13 protein-coding genes and 1 pseudogene are annotated in these 23,215 nt (G+C 65.2%); 8 read left to right on the plus strand and 6 right to left on the minus strand.

What is annotated here, in order from left to right:
• The coding region (locus tag AC628_RS29215; protein WP_074130232.1) for an Rne/Rng family ribonuclease at positions 1-2,475 on the minus strand (2,475 nt) is incomplete at its 3' end.
• A gap of 705 nt (positions 2,476-3,180) precedes the next feature.
• On the opposite strand from AC628_RS29215, the gene AC628_RS29220 reads away from it, so the two are divergent.
• From AC628_RS29220 to AC628_RS29240, 5 genes are all read left to right on the plus strand, one after another.
• On the plus strand, positions 3,181-4,536 hold the full coding sequence (locus tag AC628_RS29220) for an N-acetylmuramoyl-L-alanine amidase (RefSeq protein ID WP_074130221.1): 1,356 nt from the start codon (positions 3,181-3,183) through the stop codon (positions 4,534-4,536).
• A gap of 248 nt (positions 4,537-4,784) precedes the next feature.
• The gene (locus AC628_RS29225) at positions 4,785-7,286 is read left to right on the plus strand and encodes a penicillin-binding protein 1A (protein ID WP_074130222.1); all 2,502 of its coding nucleotides are present in this window, start codon (positions 4,785-4,787) and stop codon (positions 7,284-7,286) included.
• 208 nt (positions 7,287-7,494) lie between these two features.
• Positions 7,495-8,626 (plus strand): peptide chain release factor 2 gene (gene prfB / locus AC628_RS29230; RefSeq protein WP_106939930.1). Its coding sequence is split into 2 segments (ribosomal slippage): positions 7,495-7,563 and positions 7,565-8,626, totalling 1,131 coding nucleotides; the frame shifts between segments, so codons are not numbered across the junction.
• Between the two features lie 3 nt (positions 8,627-8,629).
• Positions 8,630-9,499 carry an NAD(P)-dependent oxidoreductase gene (locus AC628_RS29235; protein WP_074130224.1) on the plus strand — a complete coding sequence of 290 codons (870 nt, stop codon included), beginning with the start codon at positions 8,630-8,632 and terminating at the stop codon, positions 9,497-9,499.
• Between the two features lie 84 nt (positions 9,500-9,583).
• Positions 9,584-10,519 carry a DMT family transporter gene (locus AC628_RS29240; RefSeq protein WP_074130225.1) on the plus strand — a complete coding sequence of 312 codons (936 nt, stop codon included), beginning with the start codon at positions 9,584-9,586 and terminating at the stop codon, positions 10,517-10,519.
• Here the strand turns inward: AC628_RS29240 and AC628_RS29245 are convergent.
• Positions 10,479-12,632 carry a carbamoyltransferase C-terminal domain-containing protein gene (locus tag AC628_RS29245; protein WP_074130226.1) on the minus strand — a complete coding sequence of 718 codons (2,154 nt, stop codon included), beginning with the start codon at positions 12,630-12,632 and terminating at the stop codon, positions 10,479-10,481. The two genes, AC628_RS29240 and AC628_RS29245, sit on opposite strands and share 41 nt — an antisense overlap.
• Before the next feature lie 159 nt (positions 12,633-12,791).
• Between AC628_RS29245 and AC628_RS29250 the strand changes: the two genes are divergently transcribed.
• The gene (locus AC628_RS29250; protein ID WP_074130227.1) at positions 12,792-14,027 is read left to right on the plus strand and encodes an ABC transporter substrate-binding protein; all 1,236 of its coding nucleotides are present in this window, start codon (positions 12,792-12,794) and stop codon (positions 14,025-14,027) included.
• A 193-nt stretch (positions 14,028-14,220) separates the two neighbouring features.
• Here the strand turns inward: AC628_RS29250 and AC628_RS29255 are convergent, their stop codons facing one another.
• The gene (locus AC628_RS29255) at positions 14,221-14,757 is read right to left on the minus strand and encodes an O-antigen ligase family protein (protein WP_349510139.1); all 537 of its coding nucleotides are present in this window, start codon (positions 14,755-14,757) and stop codon (positions 14,221-14,223) included.
• Between the two features lie 156 nt (positions 14,758-14,913).
• Here AC628_RS29255 and AC628_RS29260 point away from each other — a divergent pair, with 156 nt between their 5' ends.
• Entirely contained in the window at positions 14,914-15,789 is an 876-nt protein-coding gene (locus AC628_RS29260; protein ID WP_074130228.1) for a DUF6502 family protein, read from the plus strand.
• A 330-nt stretch (positions 15,790-16,119) separates the two neighbouring features.
• Here AC628_RS29260 and AC628_RS29265 read toward each other — a convergent pair whose 3' ends face one another.
• Together AC628_RS29265 and AC628_RS29270 are read right to left on the minus strand one after the other, a co-directional pair.
• A complete protein-coding gene (locus AC628_RS29265) occupies positions 16,120-17,475 on the minus strand; it encodes a M23 family metallopeptidase (protein WP_074130229.1) in 1,356 nt (451 codons plus the stop codon).
• Positions 17,476-17,575: 100 nt separating this feature from the next.
• Complete coding sequence (locus AC628_RS29270; protein ID WP_074130230.1) at positions 17,576-18,304, minus strand: peroxiredoxin; 729 nt, start codon at positions 18,302-18,304, stop codon at positions 17,576-17,578.
• Between the two features lie 228 nt (positions 18,305-18,532).
• Between AC628_RS29270 and AC628_RS29275 the strand changes: the two genes are divergently transcribed.
• Complete coding sequence (locus tag AC628_RS29275) at positions 18,533-22,231, plus strand: YhdP family protein (RefSeq protein ID WP_074130231.1); 3,699 nt, start codon at positions 18,533-18,535, stop codon at positions 22,229-22,231.
• Positions 22,232-22,903: 672 nt separating this feature from the next.
• Here AC628_RS29275 and AC628_RS29280 read toward each other — a convergent pair.
• Positions 22,904-23,215, minus strand: a pseudogene (locus AC628_RS29280) (MFS transporter); the annotation flags it as partial.

Below are 23,215 nucleotides of genomic sequence, written 5' to 3' on the forward strand. Positions count from 1 at the left end.
CTGGCCGTCGCCTTCACCCTCGGCGGAGCCTGATTCCTCGCCGGCCGCCCGGTCGTCGGCGAGGCCTTCGGTCTCGTCGGTCTCGACCTCGGCCTCGTATTCGAACAGTTCTTCCTCGTCATCGACCTCTTCGGCCTGCGACGGCGCGGCGGCCGCCTGCGCGGCAAGCAGCGCCTTGGCGGCTTCGAGCGTATGCACCTGCTCGCCGCGATCGATGACGTAGGATTGCTGGCCGTGCACCGTGGCGTCGGCGACGACCGACAGCGAGACACGGAAGGATTCCTCGAGGTCGCGCAGATGGCCGCGCTTGTGGTTGAGCACGTAGAGCGCGACGTCGGTGCGGGTGCGGACCACCAGATTGTGGGTGGCGCCCTTCATGAGGATTTCCTCGATGCCGCGCAGCAGCTGCAGCGCCACCGACGAGACCGAACGGACGTGGCCGCTTCCGCCGCATTGCGGGCAGGGCTCGGTCGAGTTCTCCAGCATGCTGGCGCGGATGCGCTGGCGCGACATTTCCAGGAGGCCGAAATGCGAGATGCGGCCGACCTGGATCCGCGCACGGTCCTGGCGCAGGCAGTCGGACAGCTTGCGCTCGACCGCGCGGTTGTTGCGCTTCTCGTCCATGTCGATGAAGTCGATGACGATCAGGCCCGCGAGGTCACGCAAGCGCAATTGACGCGCAACCTCTTCCGCGGCTTCCAGATTGGTCTTGAGCGCGGTGTCCTCGATATGGTGCTCGCGCGTGGCGCGGCCGGAGTTGACGTCGATCGAGACCAGCGCCTCGGTCTGGTTGATCACGATGTAGCCGCCGGAGCGCAGCTGCACGGTCGGCGAGAACATCGCGTCGAGCTGGCTCTCGACGCCCATGCGCGAGAACAGCGGCTGGCCGTCGCGATACTGCTTCACCGCGCGCACATTGGCCGGCATCAGCATCTTCATGAAGTCGCGCGCTTCGCGGTAGCCGGCTTCGCCCGCCACCTGGATCTCGTCGATCTCCTTGTTGTAGAGGTCGCGCAGCGAGCGCTTGATCAGCGAGCCTTCCTCGTAGACCAGGGTCGGCGCCTGCGACTTCAGCGTCAGGTCGCGCACCGTCTCCCACATCCGGATCAGGTACTCGAAGTCGCGCTTGATCTCCGGCTTGCTGCGCGAGGCGCCGGCGGTGCGCAGGATGATCCCCATGCCCTCGGGCACGTCGAGATCCTGCACCACTTCCTTCAGCCGCGAGCGGTCCTGGGCCGAGGTGATCTTGCGGCTGATGCCGCCGCCACGCGCGGTGTTGGGCATCAGCACGGCGTAGCGGCCGGCGAGCGACAGATAGGTGGTGAGAGCCGCGCCCTTGTTGCCGCGCTCTTCCTTGACGACCTGCACCAGCATCACCTGCCGGCGCTTGATCACTTCCTGGATCTTGTACTGGCGGCGGGGACGGAACGGGCGCTCCGGAACCTCCTCGAGCACATCGTCGCCGCCGACGGACTCGACGACATCTTCTTCCTCGCCTTCTTCGCCGTCGTCCTCGTCGTCATCTTCGCCGGCGTCATCGCCAGGTACGGCCTCGGGCGCGGTCACTTCCGCGAACGGGGCGTATTCGGCGACCGCATGCTCATCGGCCACGGCGTGGACTTCGTCGCCGGCCACATACGGTGCGTCGTCGGCATGCGCGGCGTTTTCCTCGACCTGCTCCTCATGGACCCGCTCGGGCTCATGATTGACCTCGGCGGGCTCGAAGGTCTCCGGCGCGGCTGACGCGATGGAGGCTTCGACCACCGCGACGACGGGGTCGGACGGGGCGTCGGCGGCCGGCGCCTCGCTCACCACGGGAGCGTGGTCGTGATCGTGTGCATGATCATGGTCGTGGTGGTCATGCTCGTGTTCATCGTGGCCATGATCGTCGTGACCATGATCATGGTGGTGCTCATGCTCATGATCGTGGTGATGCTCATGGTCCTCATGATGCGCATGCTCATGCGCTTCATGCCCGTGACTTTCGTGGGCGACCACGCCGTGCTCGTGATGCTCGGCGTCGACCGAGTGCTCGTGGGCCTCGATCGCTGGCTGCGCCTGCGCGTCGCCGGCGCCTTCGATCACCTCGCTCTGGACACGGTCACCATGGCCGCGGCGGCGGGCATTGCGATGGCGCGACCGGCGACGATGGCCGCGGTTCTCATGCTCTTCCTCGGCCTCGCGATGGGCGCGCTCGTCGGCTTCGATCAGCGCCTGACGGTCGGCGACCGGGATCTGGTAGTAGTCGGGATGGATTTCGCTGAAGGCCAGGAAGCCGTGACGGTTGCCGCCATACTCGATGAAGGCAGCCTGCAGCGACGGCTCTACGCGCGTGACCTTGGCGAGGTAAATGTTGCCGCGCAGTTGTTTGCGCTGGGCGGTCTCGAAATCAAACTCTTCGACGCGATTGCCACGGACCACGACGACCCGGGTCTCTTCCGGGTGGGTGGCATCGATCAACATCTTGTTGGGCATTTTGGAGCTCTTGACGGCGGCGGGCGCGGATCATGGCGCGCGCAAACTGCGCCGCCCGGTGACGCGACGGTCCACCTGATTCGGGGGTGAGGGGAAGGCCAAAACGCGTCTCGCGGCGCAGCGCCGGACGGGAACTCACCGGGATGATGCGACGGGCGAAGCTTTCACCTCGCGTCAGCGCGATCATTCGGGGGATCCTGGTCGGCAATGCAGTCTGGCGCATTAAGCGTCGGCCCGTCTAAACATGTTGGCGGCGAAATTGACCGCCGTATCTTTTGCTGAAAGCCCCGTCCGGCGCCGAAGCGCCTGCCGGCCATCGCATATCGAGGCCCCAAGGGACCGGATAATCGGTTACGCCGTGTCTCAAACCGTCCCTCTGGCGAGGGAGTGTGTCTGGGACCGGACGCCGCTCGGGCTTGAATCCGCCACTCCATGTCAGCCGCGCGCGGCGCTGGCTGGGGAGGGACCGGAAAAACACGGCGGGATCTTCGACTTGGAAGGTTCCACCGCTGCACCGAGAGGCTGAACGCGACACAACCGGGAGTACTAGCCGTCAGCACTCCGTACATACGTGGATTGCCCGCCGCGTGCAAGGGAAGCGTCACGCCGCCGCAACACTCGGTTCTTTTCGCCCAGGCGTCATTAGGGTGCGATTAACCGTGTGGTTCTAATGCGGTAAGAAGCAGCTGGGAGGCTCCGAATCGGGTGGAGAACCGCGCAAAACACCTTGTTTTTCTGGGATGCGGGCTGTTGTGCGCTGCAGCATCGGTGTTTGCCGTGGCCAGCGCCCCGAGCGCGGCCGAAGGACCTCAGGCCGGTCAGTCTGCGCCGGCCACAGGCGCCCCAACTGCCGGTGCCCCGGGCGCCGCCGCCCCGGCGGCCAGTGCTCCGAATTTCCCGGTCGCGTCAGGCGCCAGGCTCGCCGGCGACGACAAGCAGACCCGATTCATCCTTGATCTCGACCGTAAGATCGAGTTTCGCGCCTTCCCATTGGCCGACCCTTACCGTGTCGTAGTCGATATCCCGCAGGTCAATTTCCAACTCGCCGCCGGCACCGGCTCGGCGGCGCGGGGATTGGTGAAGGCGTTCCGCTATGGCCTCGTGATGCCCGGTGGCTCGCGGATCGTGTTCGACATGACGGGCCCGGTGAAGATCGCCAATTCCTATGTGCTCGATGCCGCCAACGGCCAGCCGCCGCGGCTGGTGCTGGATTTCGAGCAGGTCGATCGCACCAGCTTCGTGCAGTCGCTCGCGCCGGAGAGCCGGCCGGAATTGAAGCCGGCGATTTCCGAATCCACCACAGCGACCATTCCGGCCGTCACCACGGCAGCGTTGCCGCCGGTTGCGACCACCGACGCGCGCCCGCTGATCGTGATCGATCCCGGCCACGGCGGCATCGACAACGGCACCCAGTCCGGCGATCAGACCGAGAAGAACCTGGTGCTGGGCTTTGGCCTTGCGCTGCGCGACCGGATCGAGAAGTCGGGCAAGTATCGCGTGGTCATGACCCGGTCCGACGACACATTCATTCCGCTCAACGACCGGGTGAAGATCGCGCGCTCGCAATCCGCGGCGCTGTTTGTCTCGATCCACGCCGATGCCTTGCCGCGCCGCGAGGGCGACGCCCAGGGCGCCACGATCTACACGGTGTCGGACAAGGCCTCCGACGCCGAGGCCGAACGGCTGGCGGAAGCGGAGAACAAGGCCGACGCCATCGCCGGCGTGAACCTGACCGACGAGCCGACCGAGGTCGCCGACATCCTGATCGACCTCGCGCAGCGCGAAACCAAGACCTTCTCCAACCGCTTCGCCCGTCTGCTGATGGACGAGATGAAGACCACGGTGCGGATGCACAAGCATCCGCTCAAATCGGCCGGCTTCCGGGTGCTGAAGGCGCCCGATGTGCCGTCGGTGCTGGTCGAGATCGGCTACGTCTCCAACAAGGGCGACCTTGAGCATCTGGTGTCCGAGAACTGGCGGAATAAGGCCGTCGGATCGATGGTCCAGGCGATCGACACGTTCTTCGCCAAACGGTTGGCAACCGCCGGGCCGGCAAAGTGAAATCGGCCGTCTGAAAAGCCCGGGCCGTTGCGCGGAAGCCCTAGTTTGGCCACAGCGGCGACGGTATAGACAATGGACCGCAGGTCCGCAGAATCGACCATATTGTCCGGCGGCTCTTGCTTATTCGCGTACGCAAGGCAGCTCGCTGGGCCAGGCCTTGTTGTGAGCCTTCGTTGTGTGAGGCTTCGCACTTTTGGACAGGCGCTTCGGACGACTGAGCGCCGGAGGGTAGGAACGGAACGTCGATAATGCGCCTGCTCGTGCGGTTTTTGGGTTTCCTGTTCGCCGCTGGAACCGTCGTGTTCCTGGTCGGTGTCGCCGCTGTCGCTGGCGCCATCTGGCATTTCTCCAAGGATCTGCCCGACTACTCGCAGCTCCAGGACTACGAGCCTCCGGTGATGACCCGCGTGCACGCCGCCGACGGCGCGCTGCTCGGTGAATATTCCAAGGAGCGCCGGCTCTATCTGCCGATCCAGGCGGTGCCGAAGCTCGTGATCAACGCGTTCCTCGCCGCTGAAGACAAGAACTTCTACGAGCATGGCGGCATCGACTACCAGGGCATGGCGCGCGCTGCGATCCTCTACGCGCAGAACTACGGCTCCAACCGCCGCCCGCAGGGCGCCTCGACCATCACCCAGCAAGTCGCCAAGAACTTCCTGCTGACCAACGAGGTCTCGTTCGCGCGCAAGATCAAGGAAGCCTTGCTGGCGATGCGCATCGAGCGCGCCTATTCCAAGGACCGCATCCTCGAGCTCTATCTCAACGAGATCTATCTTGGGCTCGGCGCCTACGGCATCGCGGCGGCGTCGCTGGTCTACTTCGACAAATCGGTCAACGAGCTGACGATCGCGGAAGCGTCCTATCTCGCCTCGCTGCCGAAGGCGCCGGCCGCGCTGCATCCGGTCCGCAACCGTGACCGCGCCATCGAGCGCCGCAACTACGTGATCGACCGTCTGCTGGAGAACGGTTGGATCAAGCAGGCCGACGCCGACAAGGCGCGCAAGGACCCGCTCAACGTCACCAGCCGCTCGAACGGCGCGCACATCTTCGCCGGCGAATATTTCGCCGAGGAAGTCCGCCGCGACATCTTCGAGCGCTACGGCGAAAAGAAGCTTTATGAGGGGGGCCTGTCGGTCCGCACCACGCTGGATCCCAAGATCCAGGTGATGGCGCGCAAGACCATGGTCGCAGGTCTCGTCAATTACGATGAGGCGCAGGGCTGGCGCGGCGCGCTGCACAAGCTCGACATTTCCGGCGACTGGGGCGTCAAGCTCGCCGACGTCAAATCGCTCTCCGACATCTCGCCGTGGCGGATGGCGGTCGTGCTTGAGACCAGCGATCAGTCGGCGCGGATCGGCTTCCAGCCGGGCCGCGAACTCGGCGGCGCAGTCAGCAAGGAACGGCAGACCGGCATCATCACGATGGATGGCGTGCGCTGGGCCAAGACCAAGGGCAAGGCGCCGACCGCGGTGTCGCAGGTGTTGCAGCCGGGCGACGTGATCTATGCCGACCCGCTGGTGACCAAGGAGGGCGCGGCGGTCGAAGGCCAGTATCGCCTGCGGCAATTGCCCGAGGTCTCCGGCGCCATGGTGGCGATGGATCCGTGGACCGGCCGCGTGCTCGCGATGGTCGGCGGCTTCTCGTTCGACCAGAGCCAGTTCAACCGCGCGACGCAGGCCTACCGGCAGCCCGGCTCGTCGTTCAAGCCGATCGTGTATTCGTCGGCGCTGGACAATGGCTATACGCCGTCGACCACGGTGATCGACGCGCCGATCGAGATCGATCAGGGGCAGGGCGCCGGCGTGTGGCGTCCGGAGAACTATTCGACCGGCAAATATTATGGTCCGACCACGCTGCGCAACGCGTTGCAGCGCTCGCTCAACACCGTGACGGTGCGCCTCGCGCAGGACATCGGCATGCCGCTGGTTGGCGAGTATGCAAAACGCTTCGGCGTCTATGACGAATTGCCGAACTATCTGTCGTATGCGCTGGGGGCCGGCGAAACCACCGTGATGCGCATGGTCACGGCCTATTCGATGTTCGCCAATGGCGGCCGCCGCGTGAAGCCGACATTGATCGATCGCATCCAGGACCGCTACGGCCACACCATCTTCAAGCACGATACCCGCGAATGCCGCGGCTGCGACGCGCCCGGGGGCTGGAAGAGCCAGCCGGAGCCGCAGCTGGTCGACCGCCGCGAGCAGGTGCTCGATCCGATGACGGCCTACCAAATCACAGAGATGATGGAGGGTGTGGTCCAGCGCGGCACCGCGACCGTGGTCAAGGAGGTCGGCAAGCCGATCGCCGGCAAGACCGGCACCACCAACGACGAGAAGGACGTCTGGTTCGTTGGCTTCTCGCCGGATCTCGCGGTCGGCGTCTACATGGGCTACGACAAGCCGCGCAATCTCGGCCGCACCGCCACCGGTGGTCACGTTGCCGCGCCGATCGCCCGCGACTTCCTCAAGCTTGCGCTCGCCGACAAGCCGCCGACGCCGTTCAAGGTCCCGGCCGGGATCAAGCTGATCCGCGTCGACGCCAAGACCGGCATGCGTGCCGGCCCCGGCGACGGCGGCAACACCATCCTCGAAGCCTTCAAGCCGGGCACCGCCCCGCCGGAGAATTACTCGGTGATCGGGGTCGCCGATGCCGACGGCCGCGGCCCCGCGCCGGGCCCCCAGCCGTCGCAGAGCGGCGGCCAGCCTGACGGCGGGTTCTTCATGCGGCCGGGAACCGGGGGGCTTTACTAGAGCGTTTTCATGCGAGGTGGATGCCGGTTGGTGTGAAGAAAACGCGTCAACACAAAAACCTAGAGCCCGGTTCATATCCAATCGGAACGGAAATGGCTCTAGCCGCCTGTACGTCCAAATCGCCGGGATAGTGTGGCCAAGCCGATTGCGCTTTGCCTCGCTGGTCGCTACATCCCCCGGAACCTTTTTAGCCAACACCTGAAAGACCATGCGCGCGGAAATCGAACGCCTTGTTGAAGAGATCAAGCAGTCAGTCGGGCTGCTGAGGAGGCATCTTTGACGTCGAACAGTCGACGGCACGCCTCGCTGAGCTGAACAAGCTCGCTGAAGATTCCAATCTTTGGAACGATCCCCAGAAGGCCCAGCGGCTGATGCAGGAGCGTACCTCATTGGAGGACGCGCTCTCGGGTATCGGCAAGGTCGAGCGCGAGCTCGAGGATCAGGTCGGCATGATCGAGCTCGGCGAGGCCGAGAACGATGCCGGCGTGGTTGCCGAGGCCGAGAAGGCGCTGAAGGACCTCAAGAAGGAGGTCGCCCGGCGCGAGCTGGAAGCGCTGCTGTCGGGTGAGGCCGACAAGTTCGATTCCTATCTCGAGGTCCACGCCGGCGCCGGCGGCACCGAGAGCCAGGACTGGGCGCAGATGCTGCTGCGCATGTACACGCGCTGGGCGGAGAAGCACGGCTTCAAGATCGAGTTCCTCGAAGAGTCCCAGGGTGAAGAGGCCGGTATCAAATCCGCCACCATCCAGATCTCCGGCCACAATGCCTATGGCTGGCTGAAGACCGAGGCCGGCGTGCACCGCCTGGTGCGCATCTCGCCGTTCGACTCCAATGCGCGGCGGCACACCTCGTTTTCGTCGGTGCAGATTTTCCCCGTGATCGACGACAGCATCAAGATCGAGATCAAGGAGTCCGACGTCCGCACCGACACGATGCGGTCGGGCGGCGCCGGCGGTCAGCACGTCAACAAGACCGAGTCGGCGGTGCGCCTGACGCACATTCCGACAGGGATCGCGGTGGTCTGCCAGGCCGGCCGCTCCCAGCACAAGAACCGGGCGCAGGCCTGGGACATGCTGCGCGCGCGGCTGTACGAGATCGAGCTGAAGAAGCGCGAGGAGCAGGCGGCCGCCGATCAGGCCGCCAAGACCGATATCGGCTGGGGTCACCAGATCCGCTCCTATGTCTTGCAGCCCTACCAGATGGTGAAGGATTTGCGCACCGGCGTGCAGACCTCCGACACGTCGGGTGTGCTCGACGGCGACCTCGATGAATTCATGGCGGCGACCTTGGCGCAGCGTGCCTTCGGCACCGGGCCCGGCTCCGTCGAGGATGTGGATTAGCCCATGCCGCGCGTCGCTTTCATCGGATTGGGACGCATGGGTCACGGAATGGCCGGCCGTTACCTTGATGCCGGCTTCACGGTCGCGGTGTGGAACCGGAGCAAGGCCAAGGCCGAGGGCCTGATCGCGCGCGGCGCGCACTGGGCGACCTCGCCGGAAGATGCCGCGATCGATGCCGATGCGGTCGTGACCATGGTCGCCGACGATGCGGCGTCGCGCGACGTCTGGCTGACCAGGGATGGCGCTGCGGCCACGATGAAGGCGGGCACGCTCGCGATCGAGTGCTCCACGGTGTCGTATCAGCACACGCTCGATATGGCGCGCGAGCTGCACAGCCGCGGCCTGATCTATATCGATTGTCCCGTCACCGGGCTTCCCGAAGCGGCCGCCGCCGGCAAGCTGACGCTGCTGGTTGGCGCTGACAGCGCCGACCTCGACAAGGCGCGGCCGTTCCTCACGCCAATCGGCAGCACGATCCGCCATTTCGGCGCGGTCGGCACCGGCACCGTGTTCAAGCTGATCAACAATTTGATCGGCGCGGTGCAGATCGCGAGCCTCGCCGAGGGCGTCGCGATCGCCGAGCAGGCCGGTCTCGACATGCAGCTGGTGGCCGAGGCGCTGGGAACCGGCGCGATCGCCAGCCCGCAGGTGATCCGCCACTCGAGGCGAATGATCGACCGCAATTTCTCCGGCGCGTCGTTCACCGCGGCGCTGCGCCACAAGGACGCGGAATATGCCGTGCGGCTGGCTGAGACGCTGCTGCCCGGCGTGCCGGTGAGCCGAGCCGCACTGGCCGCCTATGACAAGGCCAAGGCCCACGCGCCGGACGGCGACGAAGGCCAGATGATCGAGATCGTGTCGCGGCCGAAATAGGCGGGGCAGCCATTCACGGAAATCGGGTGGGAATATTCGCAGGCCCGCACTAGTCACCTGTGGCAGCGCTGACGAGAGCCCGATATGCCTTCCACCGATAACAGGATCGATCGCCGCGACTGGGGCCTGCTTGGCCTGCTGTCGGTGCTCTGGGGCGGCTCGTTCTTCTTCAATGGCGTGATCCTGCGCGAACTGCCGCCGCTAACGCTGGTGCTGCTGCGCGTGGTGCTCGGCACGATCATCCTGCTGCCGCTGCTGCGCGCCGCGAAGATCGAGTGGCCGAGCGGCGCCTCCGCCTGGGCACCGTTCTTCGCGATGGGGCTCTTCAACAACGTGCTGCCGTTCTCGCTGATCGTGTTCGGGCAGACCTATATTCCGAGCGGGCTGGCTTCGATCCTCAACGCGACGACGCCGCTGTTCGCGGTCATCATCATGGCGACGGCCGGCGAGGAGAAGTTGCAGGCGCGCCGTGTCGCGGGCGTGGTGGTCGGGTTGATCGGGGTCGCGATCCTGCACGGTGATGCGCTCGGCTTCGAGAGCCGACAGGGCATCGGTATCCTGCTGTGCCTCGCCGGCGCCTTCAGCTATGGCCTGGCGGCGCTGGTCGGACGGCGGCTGCCGCAGCGTGTGCCGCCGCTCGGCACGGCGACATTCCAGATGATGACATCGGCCGTGATGATGGCGCCGATCGCCGCCGTGGCTGATAAGCCCTGGCTGCTGCCGATGCCGCATCCGACCACGTGGCTCGCCGTGCTCGGGCTCGCGGCGCTGTCGACGGCGCTGGCCTACATCGTGTTCTTTCAGATCCTGCAGCGCTCCGGCGCGACCAATGTGATGCTGGTGACGCTGCTGATTCCGGTCACCGCAATGCTGCTCGGCTACCTCGTCCTCGGCGAGCCGATCGCGCTGCGCGAGATCATCGGCGCGCTGGTGATATCAAGCGCGCTGCTGCTGATCGACGGGCGCGTGCTGAGCTGGTTCAGCCGCGCGCCTGATTCCACGCCGCATACCATCCGCTGAACCGTCCGCTGTCACGCTCGCCGCCGTGCCAGGCGGCATAGGCGGTGCCGTCATCGGCGACCAGTACCACGGCATCGAGCCCCTTGGAGCGGCGCAGCGTGTCCATCGCCTGCACCGGCGTCTGCGCGATCGGGCCTGCGACGTTGAACGAGGTGTTGACCGACATCTCGACGCCGATATGGCGGCCGAGCGCCTTCAGATAGGCGTAGGTGAGGGGATCATCGGCCTCGCGCACGATCTGGATGCGGCCGGTGCCGTCGGCGTGCACCACGGCGGGAATCCTGGCGCGCGCTTCCGGCTTCGAATGCGCCGTGAGCACCATGTAGTTGTAGGTGTTGTAGTCGCCGTCGGATGCGCCGTCTTCCAGCTCGAAATAGTCGCGCGCCGCCTCAAGCGTCGCCATCGGCGCCAGCGGCCGGATCGCCTCGCGATACTTGACGCGCTCGTTGAGCCGTTCGCGGACCGCGGGGTCGCAGGGATTGGCGAGGATCGAGCGATGGCCGAGCGCGCGCGGGCCGGTCTCGGCCGCGCCCTGGTAGATCGCGATCACGCCGCCTTGCGCCACCATGCTGGCCATCAGATCGGCAACCGCATCGCGCCCCTCTGATGTCGCCACATTGCCGATCGGAGTCGAGGCGATGTCGTCGACGCTAAGCGCCGCGGTGATGTCGGCGTTCGAGGGCGGCAGGCCGCAATAGAATGCGTGCGACAGCGGCGCGCCGCGCGGCGCGCCCGCCATATGGGCGAACAGCCAGGCCGCACCGATCGGCACGCCGGGATCGCCGGGCACCGGCGGCACCCACATATGCAGCCGCGTCTTGCGCTGCTGCGCGCGTTCGAACCACGCCTCGTCAAAATGCTCGAGCAGCCGCATGTTGCCGAGCGCGTTCAGCGCCACGCCGCCGGTCAGCACCAGGCGGTCGGTGCCGGTGACGCGAAGCAAATGATCGATGACATGGATCATGGCGTCCTCGAACACCAGTTGCGTCGCGGCGGCCTTGTCGACGCGGTCCTTGGTGTCGGGGCGGTGATTGATGTCCTCGACGCGCAGCACGGCGTCGGGATTCCAGAGCTGGTCGGGCCGCAGCGGTGGGCCGAGGATGTCGATCAGCGGCTGCTTGTACGGATTGTCGGCGGGATCGGCGTACCAATTGGCCATCGCGCGATTGAGCTGCACGCTGCCATCGGGGCCGAGATGCAACACCGCCTTCAACCGCTGATAATACGGATTGGTGGCGCGGTTCATGTCGCCCCAGGCGGCGGCGCCCATGTAGCGGCCTTCGCTGGAGAGCCAGGTCCAGCCGCCCTGGCTCGACGAGATCACGGTGTAGAAGGCGCCGAGCGAATCGAACAGGCTCTCGTTGCAATAGAGCTGCTTCATCTCGCCGTTGTCGGCGACATAGAGCGAGATCGAGCCGACATCGCCGGTGCCGTCGAGCACCGCGATTGCGATACGCTCGCGAAGATCGGCGAACGGCGAGGCGGTGAACGAGTACCAGGCGTGATTGTCGTGATGCGGCATGCAGATCAGCGGCAGCTGCTCGCCGAGCCCGTACATCTTGCCGAGCCTGCGCGAGATGCGCCGCACCTGGTCCATCTGTCGCAGGTTGATCGCGGGCGCGATCGGCGCGCGCAGCAATTTGATGCTGGCCGGCGCTTCCTCGAGCGAGGTGCGGATCAGCATCGCCAGCAGTGCCGGATAGTCCCATGTCGTGACGAAGGCCGCGATGTCGCCGACGTCGCGGCCCATTCGCTGCAACACCTTGCGCATGTCCTCGAGCGCGTATTGCGGAAACTCGTTGGTATGTTTGTTTCCGGAAAAGCGCTCTTCCTCGTTGTTGACGATCAGGCGCGGGCCGTCCTTCTGGGTGACCTCGACCAGCGCGACGCCGGTGTTGTGCGTGCCGGGGCAGGCGAGGCCCGCGATATAGACGGTCTCGCCGCGCTGCAGCCTGTCGCGGATCGAGGCGATCGTGGCTTGCGCGAACTCGCCATTGACCTTGTGCAGGCCACGACTGGCCAGCGCACGTTCGCTGAGGCGGCGCGTGATTTCATAGCCCGCAGCCGCAATACGCGGATGCCGCGGACCGGTACGAATGTCCGGTTTACGCAATCAGAACGCCTCGACTCGTGATCCCCAGATCGACCTTCAATCATAAATAGCGCCAGGCAACAATGCCGTTTCGCCCAACGGAAATACCAGGCGCTTGCCAGCCCATGCGTCTCTTGCGAGACTTGCCGTCAAAACCACGACAAAAATCGGGAGAAAACGATGCCGGCTCGTTCTGGATATATTGGCGCAATCGTGGCGTTCGCAAGTGTGGCACTGCTTGCAACCTCGGCCCGCGCCCAGAAGAAATACGATCCCGGCGCGACCGATACCGAAATCAAGATCGGCAACATCATGCCGTATAGCGGCCCGGCGTCGTCCTACGGTGTGATCGGCAAGACCGAGGCCGCGTTCTTCAAGATGATCAACGAGCAGGGCGGCATCAATGGCCGCAAGATCAATTTCATCAGCTACGACGATGCCTATTCGCCGCCGAAGGCAATCGAACAGGCGCGCAAGCTGGTCGAGAGCGACGAGGTGCTGCTGATCTTCCAGGCGCTCGGCACGCCGTCGAATTCGGCAATCATGAAATACATGAATGCCAAGAAGGTGCCGCAATTGTTCGTCGCATCCGGCGGCACCAAATTCGGCGACCCCAAGAACTTCCCCTGGACGATGGGCTTTCAGCCCAACTACCAGAGCGAGGGACGCATCTACGCGAAATACATTCGCGACAAGTTTCCGGACAGCAAGATCGCGGTGTTCTGGCAGAATGACGATGCCGGCAAGGATCAGTTCAAGGGCCTGAAGGACGGGCTCGGCGACAAGGTCAGCATGATCATCGCCGACAAGTCCTACGAGGTCTCCGATCCCTCGATCGATTCGCAGATCGTCGCGCTGCACGATTCCGGCGCGGATATCTTCTTCTCCTGGGCGGCGCCGAAGGGGTCGGCGCAGGCGATCCGGAAGGTCGGCGAGCTCGGCTGGAAGCCGAAATTCTTCCTTGCCAACACCGCGACCTCGGTCGCCTCGGTGCTGAAGCCGGCCGGGCTCGAATATTCCAAGGGCATCATCTCGACGGCCTATCTGAAGGACCCGACCGATCCGACCTGGGACAAGGATCCCGCGGTCACGAGCTGGCGCGGCTTCATGGACAAGTATTATCCGGACGGCGACAAGGGCAACGCCAACAACCTCTATGGCTATGTGCAGGCCGAGGCCATGGTGCAGGTGCTGAAGCAATGCGGTGACAATCTGACGCGCGAGAACGTGATGAAGCAGGCCGCCAATTTGAAGAACTTCCATTCCGACCTGATGCTGCCGGGCGTCATGGTCAACACCTCGCCGGACGACTACTTCCCGATCGAGCAGATGCAGTTGATGCGGTTCAACGGCGAGGCGTGGGAGCTGTTCGGCGACGTCATCACGGGCGAGGTCGGGCACGAGGCGACGCGGTAGGCGGCCGGTTGTTAGAAAGGCGTTGCCAGCGCCGCAAACACCACCGTCGTCCCGGCGAAGGCCGGGATCCATACTCCGCGGCGGACGTTGTTGAAGGGACTCGTCGTTTCAGCGACGCGCAATAACAAGAGCTTGGGGTAATGGGTCCCGGCTTTCGCCGGGACGACACTGAACGTGTGGCGCGATCTGTGAGTCACACATCCGTATTTTCCGGCCGGCGGGCGCAGAGCGCCATGCCGCCGGCAACGCCGACGCCGATCACGTACATCCAGCCTTCGTGAAAATCGGACAGGTGCGAATTGAGTAGCGAACTCGTGATGTTCTGCACGACCTCGGCGAGCCCGATCCAGCTCACGAGATCGCGGCCGGCGAACAGCCTGATGTGGCTGGTCCACATCGCGTAGAGCAGCAGGATGCCGATCAGCCCCCACTGGATCGCGACATTGAAGGTCTGGTTGTACGGATTGTTGATCACCTCGGCCTGCAGGCCGGTCTGTCCGGTCGCATCCAGCGTGAACATGTGCCTGATCGAACCGGCAGTGATGAACTTCACCGACTTCCGCCAATAGGTCAGGCGCTGCGCGGTGGAGGCGATGCCTGAGGTATCCTGCGCGCGATACTCGATGCCGATATCGGCAATACGTTGCCGCAGATAAGGCGACGTGGTCCAGACCAGCAGGCTCGTCAGCGCAGCGGCGGCGAACAGCAGCCGCGTGGCGCGGCGGGACAAGTGCAGCGGTCCGTATCGATGGCGGCAGTGCCAGGGCCCTGTGAACCCGCGCCCGCAGGCGCGTCGGAGGTGACCTTGTTTCCCAAAAGTGGGAAAATGTCACACGTCAGGCGGAGTGGGATTGTGTCCCACGCAGTGGACGGCTAAAAGTTAGACATGAATGCCAAGGCCCCGAAGTCGAAGTCGGGATCGTCCGCGCCGATCACCGCCGCGAAGCTGCACGCGCCACTGGCGCGGATGCTGCGTCCGCTGGTGCGGCTTTGCATCCGCAGCGGGATGACGTTTCCGGCGCTGACCCAATTGCTGCGCGAGCTCTATGTCAACGTCGCCGAGCACGAGTTCGCACTCGAGGGCAAGGAGCAGACCGACAGCCGCGTCAGCCTCCTGACCGGCATCCACCGCAAGGAGGTGGCGCGGCTGCGCGGCGCGGGCGCGCCGGTCAATGCGGTGCCGGCGACGCTGTCGCGCACCAGCGCGATCATCGCGCGCTGGCTGGCCGCCCCCGAGTTCACCGACGCGAAGGGGGATCCGCTGCCGTTGCCGCGCACCGCCGACGGCGGCGCACCGTCGTTCGAGACGTTGGTCGAATCGATCACCAAGGACGTGCGGCCGCGCGCGGTGCTGGACGAATGGGTCGACCGCAAGCTCGTCACCATCAATGACCGCGACGAGATCATGCTGGTCGAGCAGGCCTTCGTCCCGCATGGCGACGACGACCGCAAATGGCACTATCTCGGCCGCAATTTGCACGACCATGTCGCGGCCGCCGAGATGAATGTGTCGTCGGCGACACCGCGCTTCCTCGAACGCGCGGTGCATTACGATGGACTGTCGGCCAAGCTTGCCAAGCGGCTCGAAGGCCGCTCGTGCGAGCTCGCGATGGAGGCGCTGAAGGTCGCCAACCGCGAGGCCAACCGCGCCTTGGCCAAGGACAAGGGCGGCGATTACCGCTGGAATTTCGGCATCTACATCTATCGCGAGGGCCCCGACGGTCCGGTCGATGACGATTCCGACGAAGGCGGTGCGGCATGAGCAGCCCCAGGCGGGCGCGGTGCGCCTGGTGGCGGCGGCCCGAGTGGCAGTCCGAGTGGCGGCCCTAGCGGGGGACCGTCCCGCGTGCCAGGCGGCGGCTCGTCAGGTAGTAGCGGCCCTGCGCCCGATTCTCTGAGTGGAGGAACAACCGGCCCCGGTCCGGGCGGCTTCGGCTCGTCCGGCGGACCGTTCGGTCCCGGCGGCGGATTCGGTGGCGGCGGGCCGGGTGGAGCATGGGCGGCGGTGGCGGTCGTCGCTGAGCCACAAACGAGATCGGCGCAAGCGAGACCGCTTGCGCCGACGTTCAGATCGATCGTTGTGAGGTGAGGCTTAACCTGCGCTGAGGCGGACGCCGGCGCGGAGGAATTTCTGCGGATCGACCGCTTCGCCGTCGATGCGGGTCTCATAGTGCAGATGCGGACCGGTGGAACGACCGGTCGACCCGACGGCGCCGATCACCTGGCCGATCTTGACGTATTCGCCGACCTTGACGCCGATTTCCGAGAGATGGCCGTAGCGGGTCGAGAGGCCGTTGCCGTGATCGACCTCGACCATGCGGCCATAGCCGCCGGCCCAGCCCGCCGACACCACCTTGCCGTTGGCGGTGACGCGCACCGGATCGCCCTGCGCGGCGCGGAAGTCGAGGCCGGTGTGCATCGCCGGCCGGCCGAGGAAGGGATCGCTGCGAACGCCGAAGCCGCTGGTGAACTCGACCTCGCCGACGACGGGCTTGCGGTAGGGCACCAGCGCCAGCGTCTGGTTCAAACGCTGCATCTGCGCGCGATTGATGTTGATGCGATAGAGCTGGCGCTCGAACGCGCCGGCGTCGGGTGCGAGCTTCACCGGCACATAGGGACCGCCCATGCCGGAGCGCGGCACAGCTGCTTCTAGTTGCGACATGTTGAGGCCGAGATCGCTGATCACGCCGCGCATCCGGCGCACCCGCGATTCGATGCCGTCCTCGACCGAGGACAGCGCGGCGACCTGGCGGCGCTCGACCTGATCGAGCGAGGTCTGCAGACGGACCAGGACATTGTCGACGCCCTGGGCCTTGGCGAACTGGTTCGGCTGCGCCTTGGCGATCAGCGGTGCGCGCGATTCCAGCCGCGCCTCGCGGTCCGGCGGCGCCACGAAGATCACGGTGTCGCTGATCGGGGAGGGCTTTGGCGTGCCGGAGTACGGCGCCGCCTCGGCGCGGCCCTGCGGCTTGATCGATCCGGTTGAGGTGGCATCGGGCATCGCGCCGAGTGCGGTGGCGCGCGATTCCAGCGTCGACTGCCGCTTCATGATCTGGTCGAGCTTCTGGTCGAACTGCTCCTGGTCGAGCAGTTGGCGGCTGGTGGTGCGGTCGACCTTGGCGCGCAGTTCGGAGATGCGATCCTCATAGGCGTATTGCATCTCGGCCTGGCGCGCGATCAGCCGGGTCAGGACGTCGTCGCGGAACGCAAAATAGGTCGCGGTCGCCGCCGACCACATGCCGAGCAGAACCACGGTGCCGACCGCGATCCAGAACACGACCGGCCCGAACCGGACCTGCTTGCCGGCATGGACCAGCGTATAACCCTCGCCGGAGGCCGCAACCGTAGCCGCCGGTGCGGCGTGATGGGCGGACGGACGGCGCGCCGGTGCCCGGCCATGGTCCTGGGGATGATGGTGTTTCTGGTGATGACCGGACCGGCTCGACATCGGTACTCCCGCGGCCGGTCGGACCAAGCTCCGTACGGCTAATTTGCGGGGCCGATTTGAGCCCGCCATGGTTAATTTTCAGGAAACGGAACCCCTCCGGTCAGAGCGAACGGGCGGCCTCCAATACCGCTTCGGCATGGCCGTCGACCTTCACGTGGCGCCAGATGCGGGCGACTTTTCCACCGGAATCGACCAGAACCGTGGTGCGAATAATTCCCATGAAGGTCCTGCCATACATCGATTTTTCGCCCCAAGCGCCATACGCCTCCAGCATCTGATGGGCGCCGTCGGAGACCAGCGGCATGGACAGCTGGTGTTTGTTTCGAAATGACTCCTGCGCCTTAACCGTATCGGCGGATATGCCGACCACCTCGGTACCGGCAGCCGTGAACTCGCCCTTGAGCCGGGTGAAGTCGATAGCTTCCCTGGTGCAGCCGGGGGTGTCGGCGCGGGGATAGAAGAACAGCACCAGCTTCTTGCCGGCGAAATCCTTCAGCGAAACGCTGCCCCCGCCGTCGCGCGGCAGGTCGAAGCCAGGCGCCGCGGCGCCTTCGGCAAGTGTGACAGCGGACGACCTGGTCACAGTCGCGGCCGGCTCCCGCTTTAACGGTTTCGATGCAGCCTTGTGCGAGGCTTTGCCTTGAACACCCGCTGCGGTCTTTTTTGTAGACGCCTTGGCCTTTGTTGTCTTGGCCGCAGGCTTTTTCGCAACCGTTGTGCGGGTTTTCGCCGCGGACTTCCCAGTGCTTGCGCTTCTCGCGCGCGCAACCTTTGTTGCGACCCGCTTTCCGGTTGTGTTGGAGGATTTCTTGCGCGTTTTCTTGGACATACGCCTTCCTTTCGTCGCTTTCCGAAGCTCAACCATTGGGGTATTGCGGGTCTTATTCGCGGTGGCCGGATTCGCATCGGCCGCTGGGCAAGTTTGATGGCCACGGAGTATGGTGACAAGGAATTCGACGCGTAACCCGTCCGCTTGCTGAATTGGCTTTTGATTGGTTGGTTTGGTCCGTTCCGGGGGCCATCGGCGAGTAACATGATTAGGCGAGGATAGGCGGCGATGCCGGCACGGGAGCGCTCGATACGAATCGACGGGCGCACCGATGGCGGCGAGCAGCTTCGCCGTCAGCACCGAGAGGCAATGGCAAGGAAAACGTCGCCGCAGGGTCCAAATCCGCGCGCCGGGGCTGACTTCTCGCAATGGGAAGACGACGCCGCGTGGGACGAGCAGGATGAGGCGGCGGGCAACCGTGCGCGGCAATTGCTGTCGCGTTCCAACACCAACCTGCATCGTTTCACCGATTTCTGCTCCGGCATGCAACGCTGGCTGCATGGCGAGCGCTGGATCCGTCGCATCGGATTGGTCCTCGTGGTGCTGGTCGTGCTGTTTACGACCTGCTTCGGCGCATTGTGGTGGCGGCTCGGTGCAGGCCCGATCAATCTCGATCTGGCGACGCCGTGGCTTGCCGCGGCGATCGAAGAGAATATCGGCCACGGCAACACGGTCGAGGTCGGCGGAACCCAGATCGAGCGCGCCGGCCGGGTCAGGATCGCGGTGCGGATCCGCGACATCATCGTCCGCGACCGCGACCATGCGGTGGTTGCCAGCGCGCCGAAAGCCGAAGTGCGGTTGTCGGGCACGGCCCTCCTGATGGGCCAGTTGCGGGCGGAGAGCCTCAATCTGGTCGATGCGGAACTGTCGGTGCGCATCACGCCCGACGGCAATGTGACCGTGTCCGCCGGCGACACCGCAAAGCCGCTCGCCACCGGCGTTGCCTCCAAGCGTGAGGCGGGCCTGCCGCCGACATTCCCGCGTCCGGCCCCCGCAGCGCCGCCGGTGGCCTCGCCGCCGGCCGCTTCGGAGCCCTCGGCGGCCGCACCCGATTCGGCCCAGAGCGGGCTACTTGCCGGTCTCGACTGGCTCGACAGCCTCAGCATGACCGGCCTCGACGGTCAGAACCTCAACGAGATCGGCCTGAAGAACGGCAATCTGGTCGTCGACGACCAGCAGCGCGGCAACAAATGGAGCTTCGAGAATATCAGCCTGAGCCTGCGGCGGCCGAGCGGCGGCGGCGTTGCGCTCAGCTTCGGCGAGGAGGGCGCAAAGCCCTGGTCGGTGCGCGTCCTGGTCGGACCGCAGCAGAACGGGGTGCGCTCGGTCGACATCAAGGCCGACAAGGTTTCCACGCGGAACATCCTGCTCGCGATGCGGACCAAGGATCTCACCTACACCGCCGACCTGCCGCTGTCGGGCGAGATGAAGGGCGAGCTCGGCCGCGACGGCCTGCCGACCTATTTCCGCGGCAAGATCAATGTCGGCGCCGGCAACATCATCGACACCGACACGCCCGACTACCCGATGCCGGTCGATTCGGCCGAGATGAGCGTCGAATGGGATTCGGGGCGGCGCGTGCTGCTGGCGCCGATCAAGATCGTCTCGGGCGCCAACCGCATCACGCTGCTCGGCCATCTTGAGCCGCCCAACGACAATATCACCGACTGGCAGGCGGGACTGTCCGGCGGCACGATCGTGCTGGCCGGCGCCGACAAGAACGAACCGCCGCTGATCTTCAACCGCATCAATATCGGCTTCCGGTTCGACACCGAGAAGAAGCGCGTGCTGCTGACCCAGGCCGACATCTCCAATGGCGAGATCGGCGTCGCCGGCACCGGCAGCATCGACTATTCCGGCGAGCCGCGGTTGCAGCTCGGATTCGCCGGCACGCCGATGTCGGCCTCCGCGCTGAAGCGGATGTGGCCGATCATCATCGTGCCCGAGGTGCGCGAATGGGTGCTCGAGCGGATCGACCGGGGCACGCTCCAGCGCATCGATGTCGGCGTCAATTCGCCGGTGCATAATCTGTCGCGCAAGGGCCCGCCGATCCCGGATGACGGTCTCTCGGTCAACATCGTCGCCTCAGGCGTCACGGTGCGCCCGGTCGATCAGATGCCTGCCGTGCACGATGCGGATCTGAAGGCCAGGGTGACCGGCCGCACCGCGACCGTGACCATCAACCAGGGCATCGCCGACACGCCGGCGGGCCGCAAGATCACGCTGTCGGATTTCACCTTCGAGGTGCCGGACATGGCGCCGAAGCCGTCGCCGTCGAAGGTCAAGTTCCGGGTCGACTGTCCAGTGCCGGCCGCCGCCGAGATCCTCGCGTCCGACCGGCTCAGCGATCTCTCCGGTCCGCCGATCGATCCCAACGCCAGCAAGGGCAACGTCACCGCGATAATCAATCTTGGCATGCCGGTGAAGGGCGAGCTGACCAAGGCCGATACGATGTACTCGGTCGCCGCCGACATCACCGGCGTCGCCGTCGACAAGCTGGTGATGAACCAGAAGCTCGAGGCCAACACGCTGAAGCTGGTGGCCAGCAACGCCGGCTTCCAGGTCAAGGGTGACGTCAAGATCAACGGGCAGGCGGCCTCGCTCGACTATCGCAAGCCGACCGACAGCGATGCCGACGTCAAGCTGCAGGCAACGCTTGACGATTCGGGCCGCGCGCGCCTCGGACTCGATCTCGGTCCAGCGGTCTCGGGGGCGATCCCGATCAAGCTGAGCGGCAAGATCGGCAGCGGCGACAATCCCACCACCAAGATGGGCGTCGAGGCCGACCTGACCCAGCTCAAGCTCGACAACATCCTGCCCGGTTGGGTCAAGACGCAAGGCAGGGCCGGCAAGGCGACCTTCAACGTGGTGCCGAAGGGACAATCGACGCGGTTCGAGGACATCTCGATCGAAGGCGCCGGCGTTTCGATCAAGGGCGCGCTCGAGGTCGACCAGAACGGCGATCTCATGAATGCGAATTTCCCGACCTACGCGCCGTCGGAAGGCGACAAGACATCGCTGCGCGCCGATCGCGGGCCCGACGGCGTCATCAAGGTGACGATGCGCGGCGACGTGTTCGATGGTCGCGGCTTCCTGAAGTCGGCGATCTCCGGCCGCGACAGCGATCCCAAGAGCAAGACCAAGACCACCGATTTCGATGTCGATCTGAAACTCGGCGCGGTGGCCGGCTTCAACGGCGAGGCGCTGCGCAGCGTCGACGCCAAGATCTCGCGCCGCAACGGGTTCTTCAAGGCGTTCACGCTGAGCGGCAAGGTCGGCCGCGATACGCCCGTCGCGGTCGATATGCGCGGACGCCAGCAGGGCCGCGAGGTGATCTACCTGCAGACCGGCGACGCCGGCGCGTTCCTGCGTTTCATCGACACCTATTCGAAGGTGGTCGGCGGCCAGCTCACGCTGGCGATGGAGCCGCCGATCCCCGAGCCGGGCCCGAGGGAAGGTCTCATCAACATCAGCGGCTTCTCGGTGAAGGGCGAAACCCAGCTCGACCGCGCCGTCGCCGGCGGGCCGGTCAGCACCCAGAACGGCATCGGGTTCGACGCGCTGCGCGCCGAGTTCACCCGCCAGAGCGGCCAGCTGTCGATCCGCAACGGCGTGGTCAAGGGACCGAGCATCGGCGCGACCATCGAAGGCAGCATCGACTATATCGGCAACCAGGTGCGCATGAACGGCACTTTCATTCCGATGTACGGCTTGAACAACATGTTCGGCCAGATCCCGTTCTTCGGGATCTTCCTCGGCGCCGGCAGCAATGAAGGCCTGATCGGCGTGACCTATGAAGTGGTGGGAACGCCGAGCCAGCCGGTGCTGCGCGTCAACCCGATCTCGGCGCTGGCGCCCGGCCTGACGCGCAAGATCTTCGAGTTCAAGCAATACGGCCCGAACGACCTGCCGACGACGAATAATTGAGACAAGCGTAATTGCGATCAGCGCTGATCAACGTCCGGTTTTGACCCTCGACAGAGGTCCCTGCTGAAATTTATTTGGTTCGGGAACATGCGCGGCGGCTTCCTGTCCGCAATCATCCGGGGCGGGCGCCCCAGGTCTAGCCGCCCGCCATTGGGATGAAATTCGCGCAGGAACCTTGCCCTATCTGGGATGTTGGAGAGCAATACAACAACTCAGGAGGAGATCTCATGAGGACACTGTTATTGGCTGGTGTACTGGCGGTTGCTGGTTTCGCTATGGCCACGCCGATTTCCGTTGCACCTGCGTCAGCTCAAGTGGCCGTTGACACTCCGCTCGGCGGCGTAAGAGTAGGCCCGGAGCCTCGTCACTACCGAGACTATGATCGACGCGCTTATCGCGCGTACGATTATGATCGCGGATATCGCGGATGCCGCACCGTCACGGTCGAGCGTGACGATGGTTCGGTGCGTAGGGTCCGTCGTTGCGACTATTAGTACCGGACTAGCGGATCGGCTCTCGCAATCAAGCAATTGGGAGCCATCCACTAAGGCCGCTTGAATTGGCGGCCTCTTTCATTTGCGAATGTCGCCCGCCTGTGGGCCCAAGGCCGGCATGCATTCATGTCGGCTTCTGCGCCGCATTCTGAGGGGGGGCGGGCACACGCGTCCGAACTCAGCGCCGCAGCGCAGGCACCACCAGGAACGGGATCAGGCCGAGCACGACGTTGACCAGCGCGAAGGCGATCAGCGGGTTGTAGCTGTGGGTCCAGTCATGGATCAGGCCGCCGCCCCAGGAGCCGAGCGCGGAGCCGAGGCCGCTGCCGATCATGATGGTGCCGTAGATCGTACCGACGCGCTCGCCGCGGAAGATCTTCAGCGCGGTTGCGGTGATCAGCGGGCCGCGCGAGCCGATCATGCTGCCGAAGCAGATCACGAAGCCGGTCAGCAGCCAGTAGTTCGGATACCATTGCAACAGCGCAATGCT

The organism is Bradyrhizobium sp. NAS96.2 (genome assembly GCF_001908235.1).
Taxonomy (GTDB): Bacteria; Pseudomonadota; Alphaproteobacteria; order Rhizobiales; family Xanthobacteraceae; genus Bradyrhizobium.

What these genes read in the sequence shown, in the direction of transcription:
- AC628_RS29235 (WP_074130224.1), top strand. Translation starts at nt 8,630, where the DNA reads ATGCCGCGCGTCGCTTTCATCGGATTGGGACGCATGGGTCACGGAATG.
- AC628_RS29225 (WP_074130222.1), top strand. Translation starts at nt 4,785, where the DNA reads ATGCGCCTGCTCGTGCGGTTTTTGGGTTTCCTGTTCGCCGCTGGAACC.
- AC628_RS29265 (WP_074130229.1), bottom strand. Translation starts at nt 17,475, where the DNA reads ATGTCGAGCCGGTCCGGTCATCACCAGAAACACCATCATCCCCAGGAC.
- AC628_RS29260 (WP_074130228.1), top strand. Translation starts at nt 14,914, where the DNA reads ATGAATGCCAAGGCCCCGAAGTCGAAGTCGGGATCGTCCGCGCCGATC.
- AC628_RS29250 (WP_074130227.1), top strand. Translation starts at nt 12,792, where the DNA reads ATGCCGGCTCGTTCTGGATATATTGGCGCAATCGTGGCGTTCGCAAGT.
- AC628_RS29240 (WP_074130225.1), top strand. Translation starts at nt 9,584, where the DNA reads ATGCCTTCCACCGATAACAGGATCGATCGCCGCGACTGGGGCCTGCTT.
- AC628_RS29270 (WP_074130230.1), bottom strand. Translation starts at nt 18,304, where the DNA reads ATGTCCAAGAAAACGCGCAAGAAATCCTCCAACACAACCGGAAAGCGG.
- AC628_RS29275 (WP_074130231.1), top strand. Translation starts at nt 18,533, where the DNA reads ATGCCGGCACGGGAGCGCTCGATACGAATCGACGGGCGCACCGATGGC.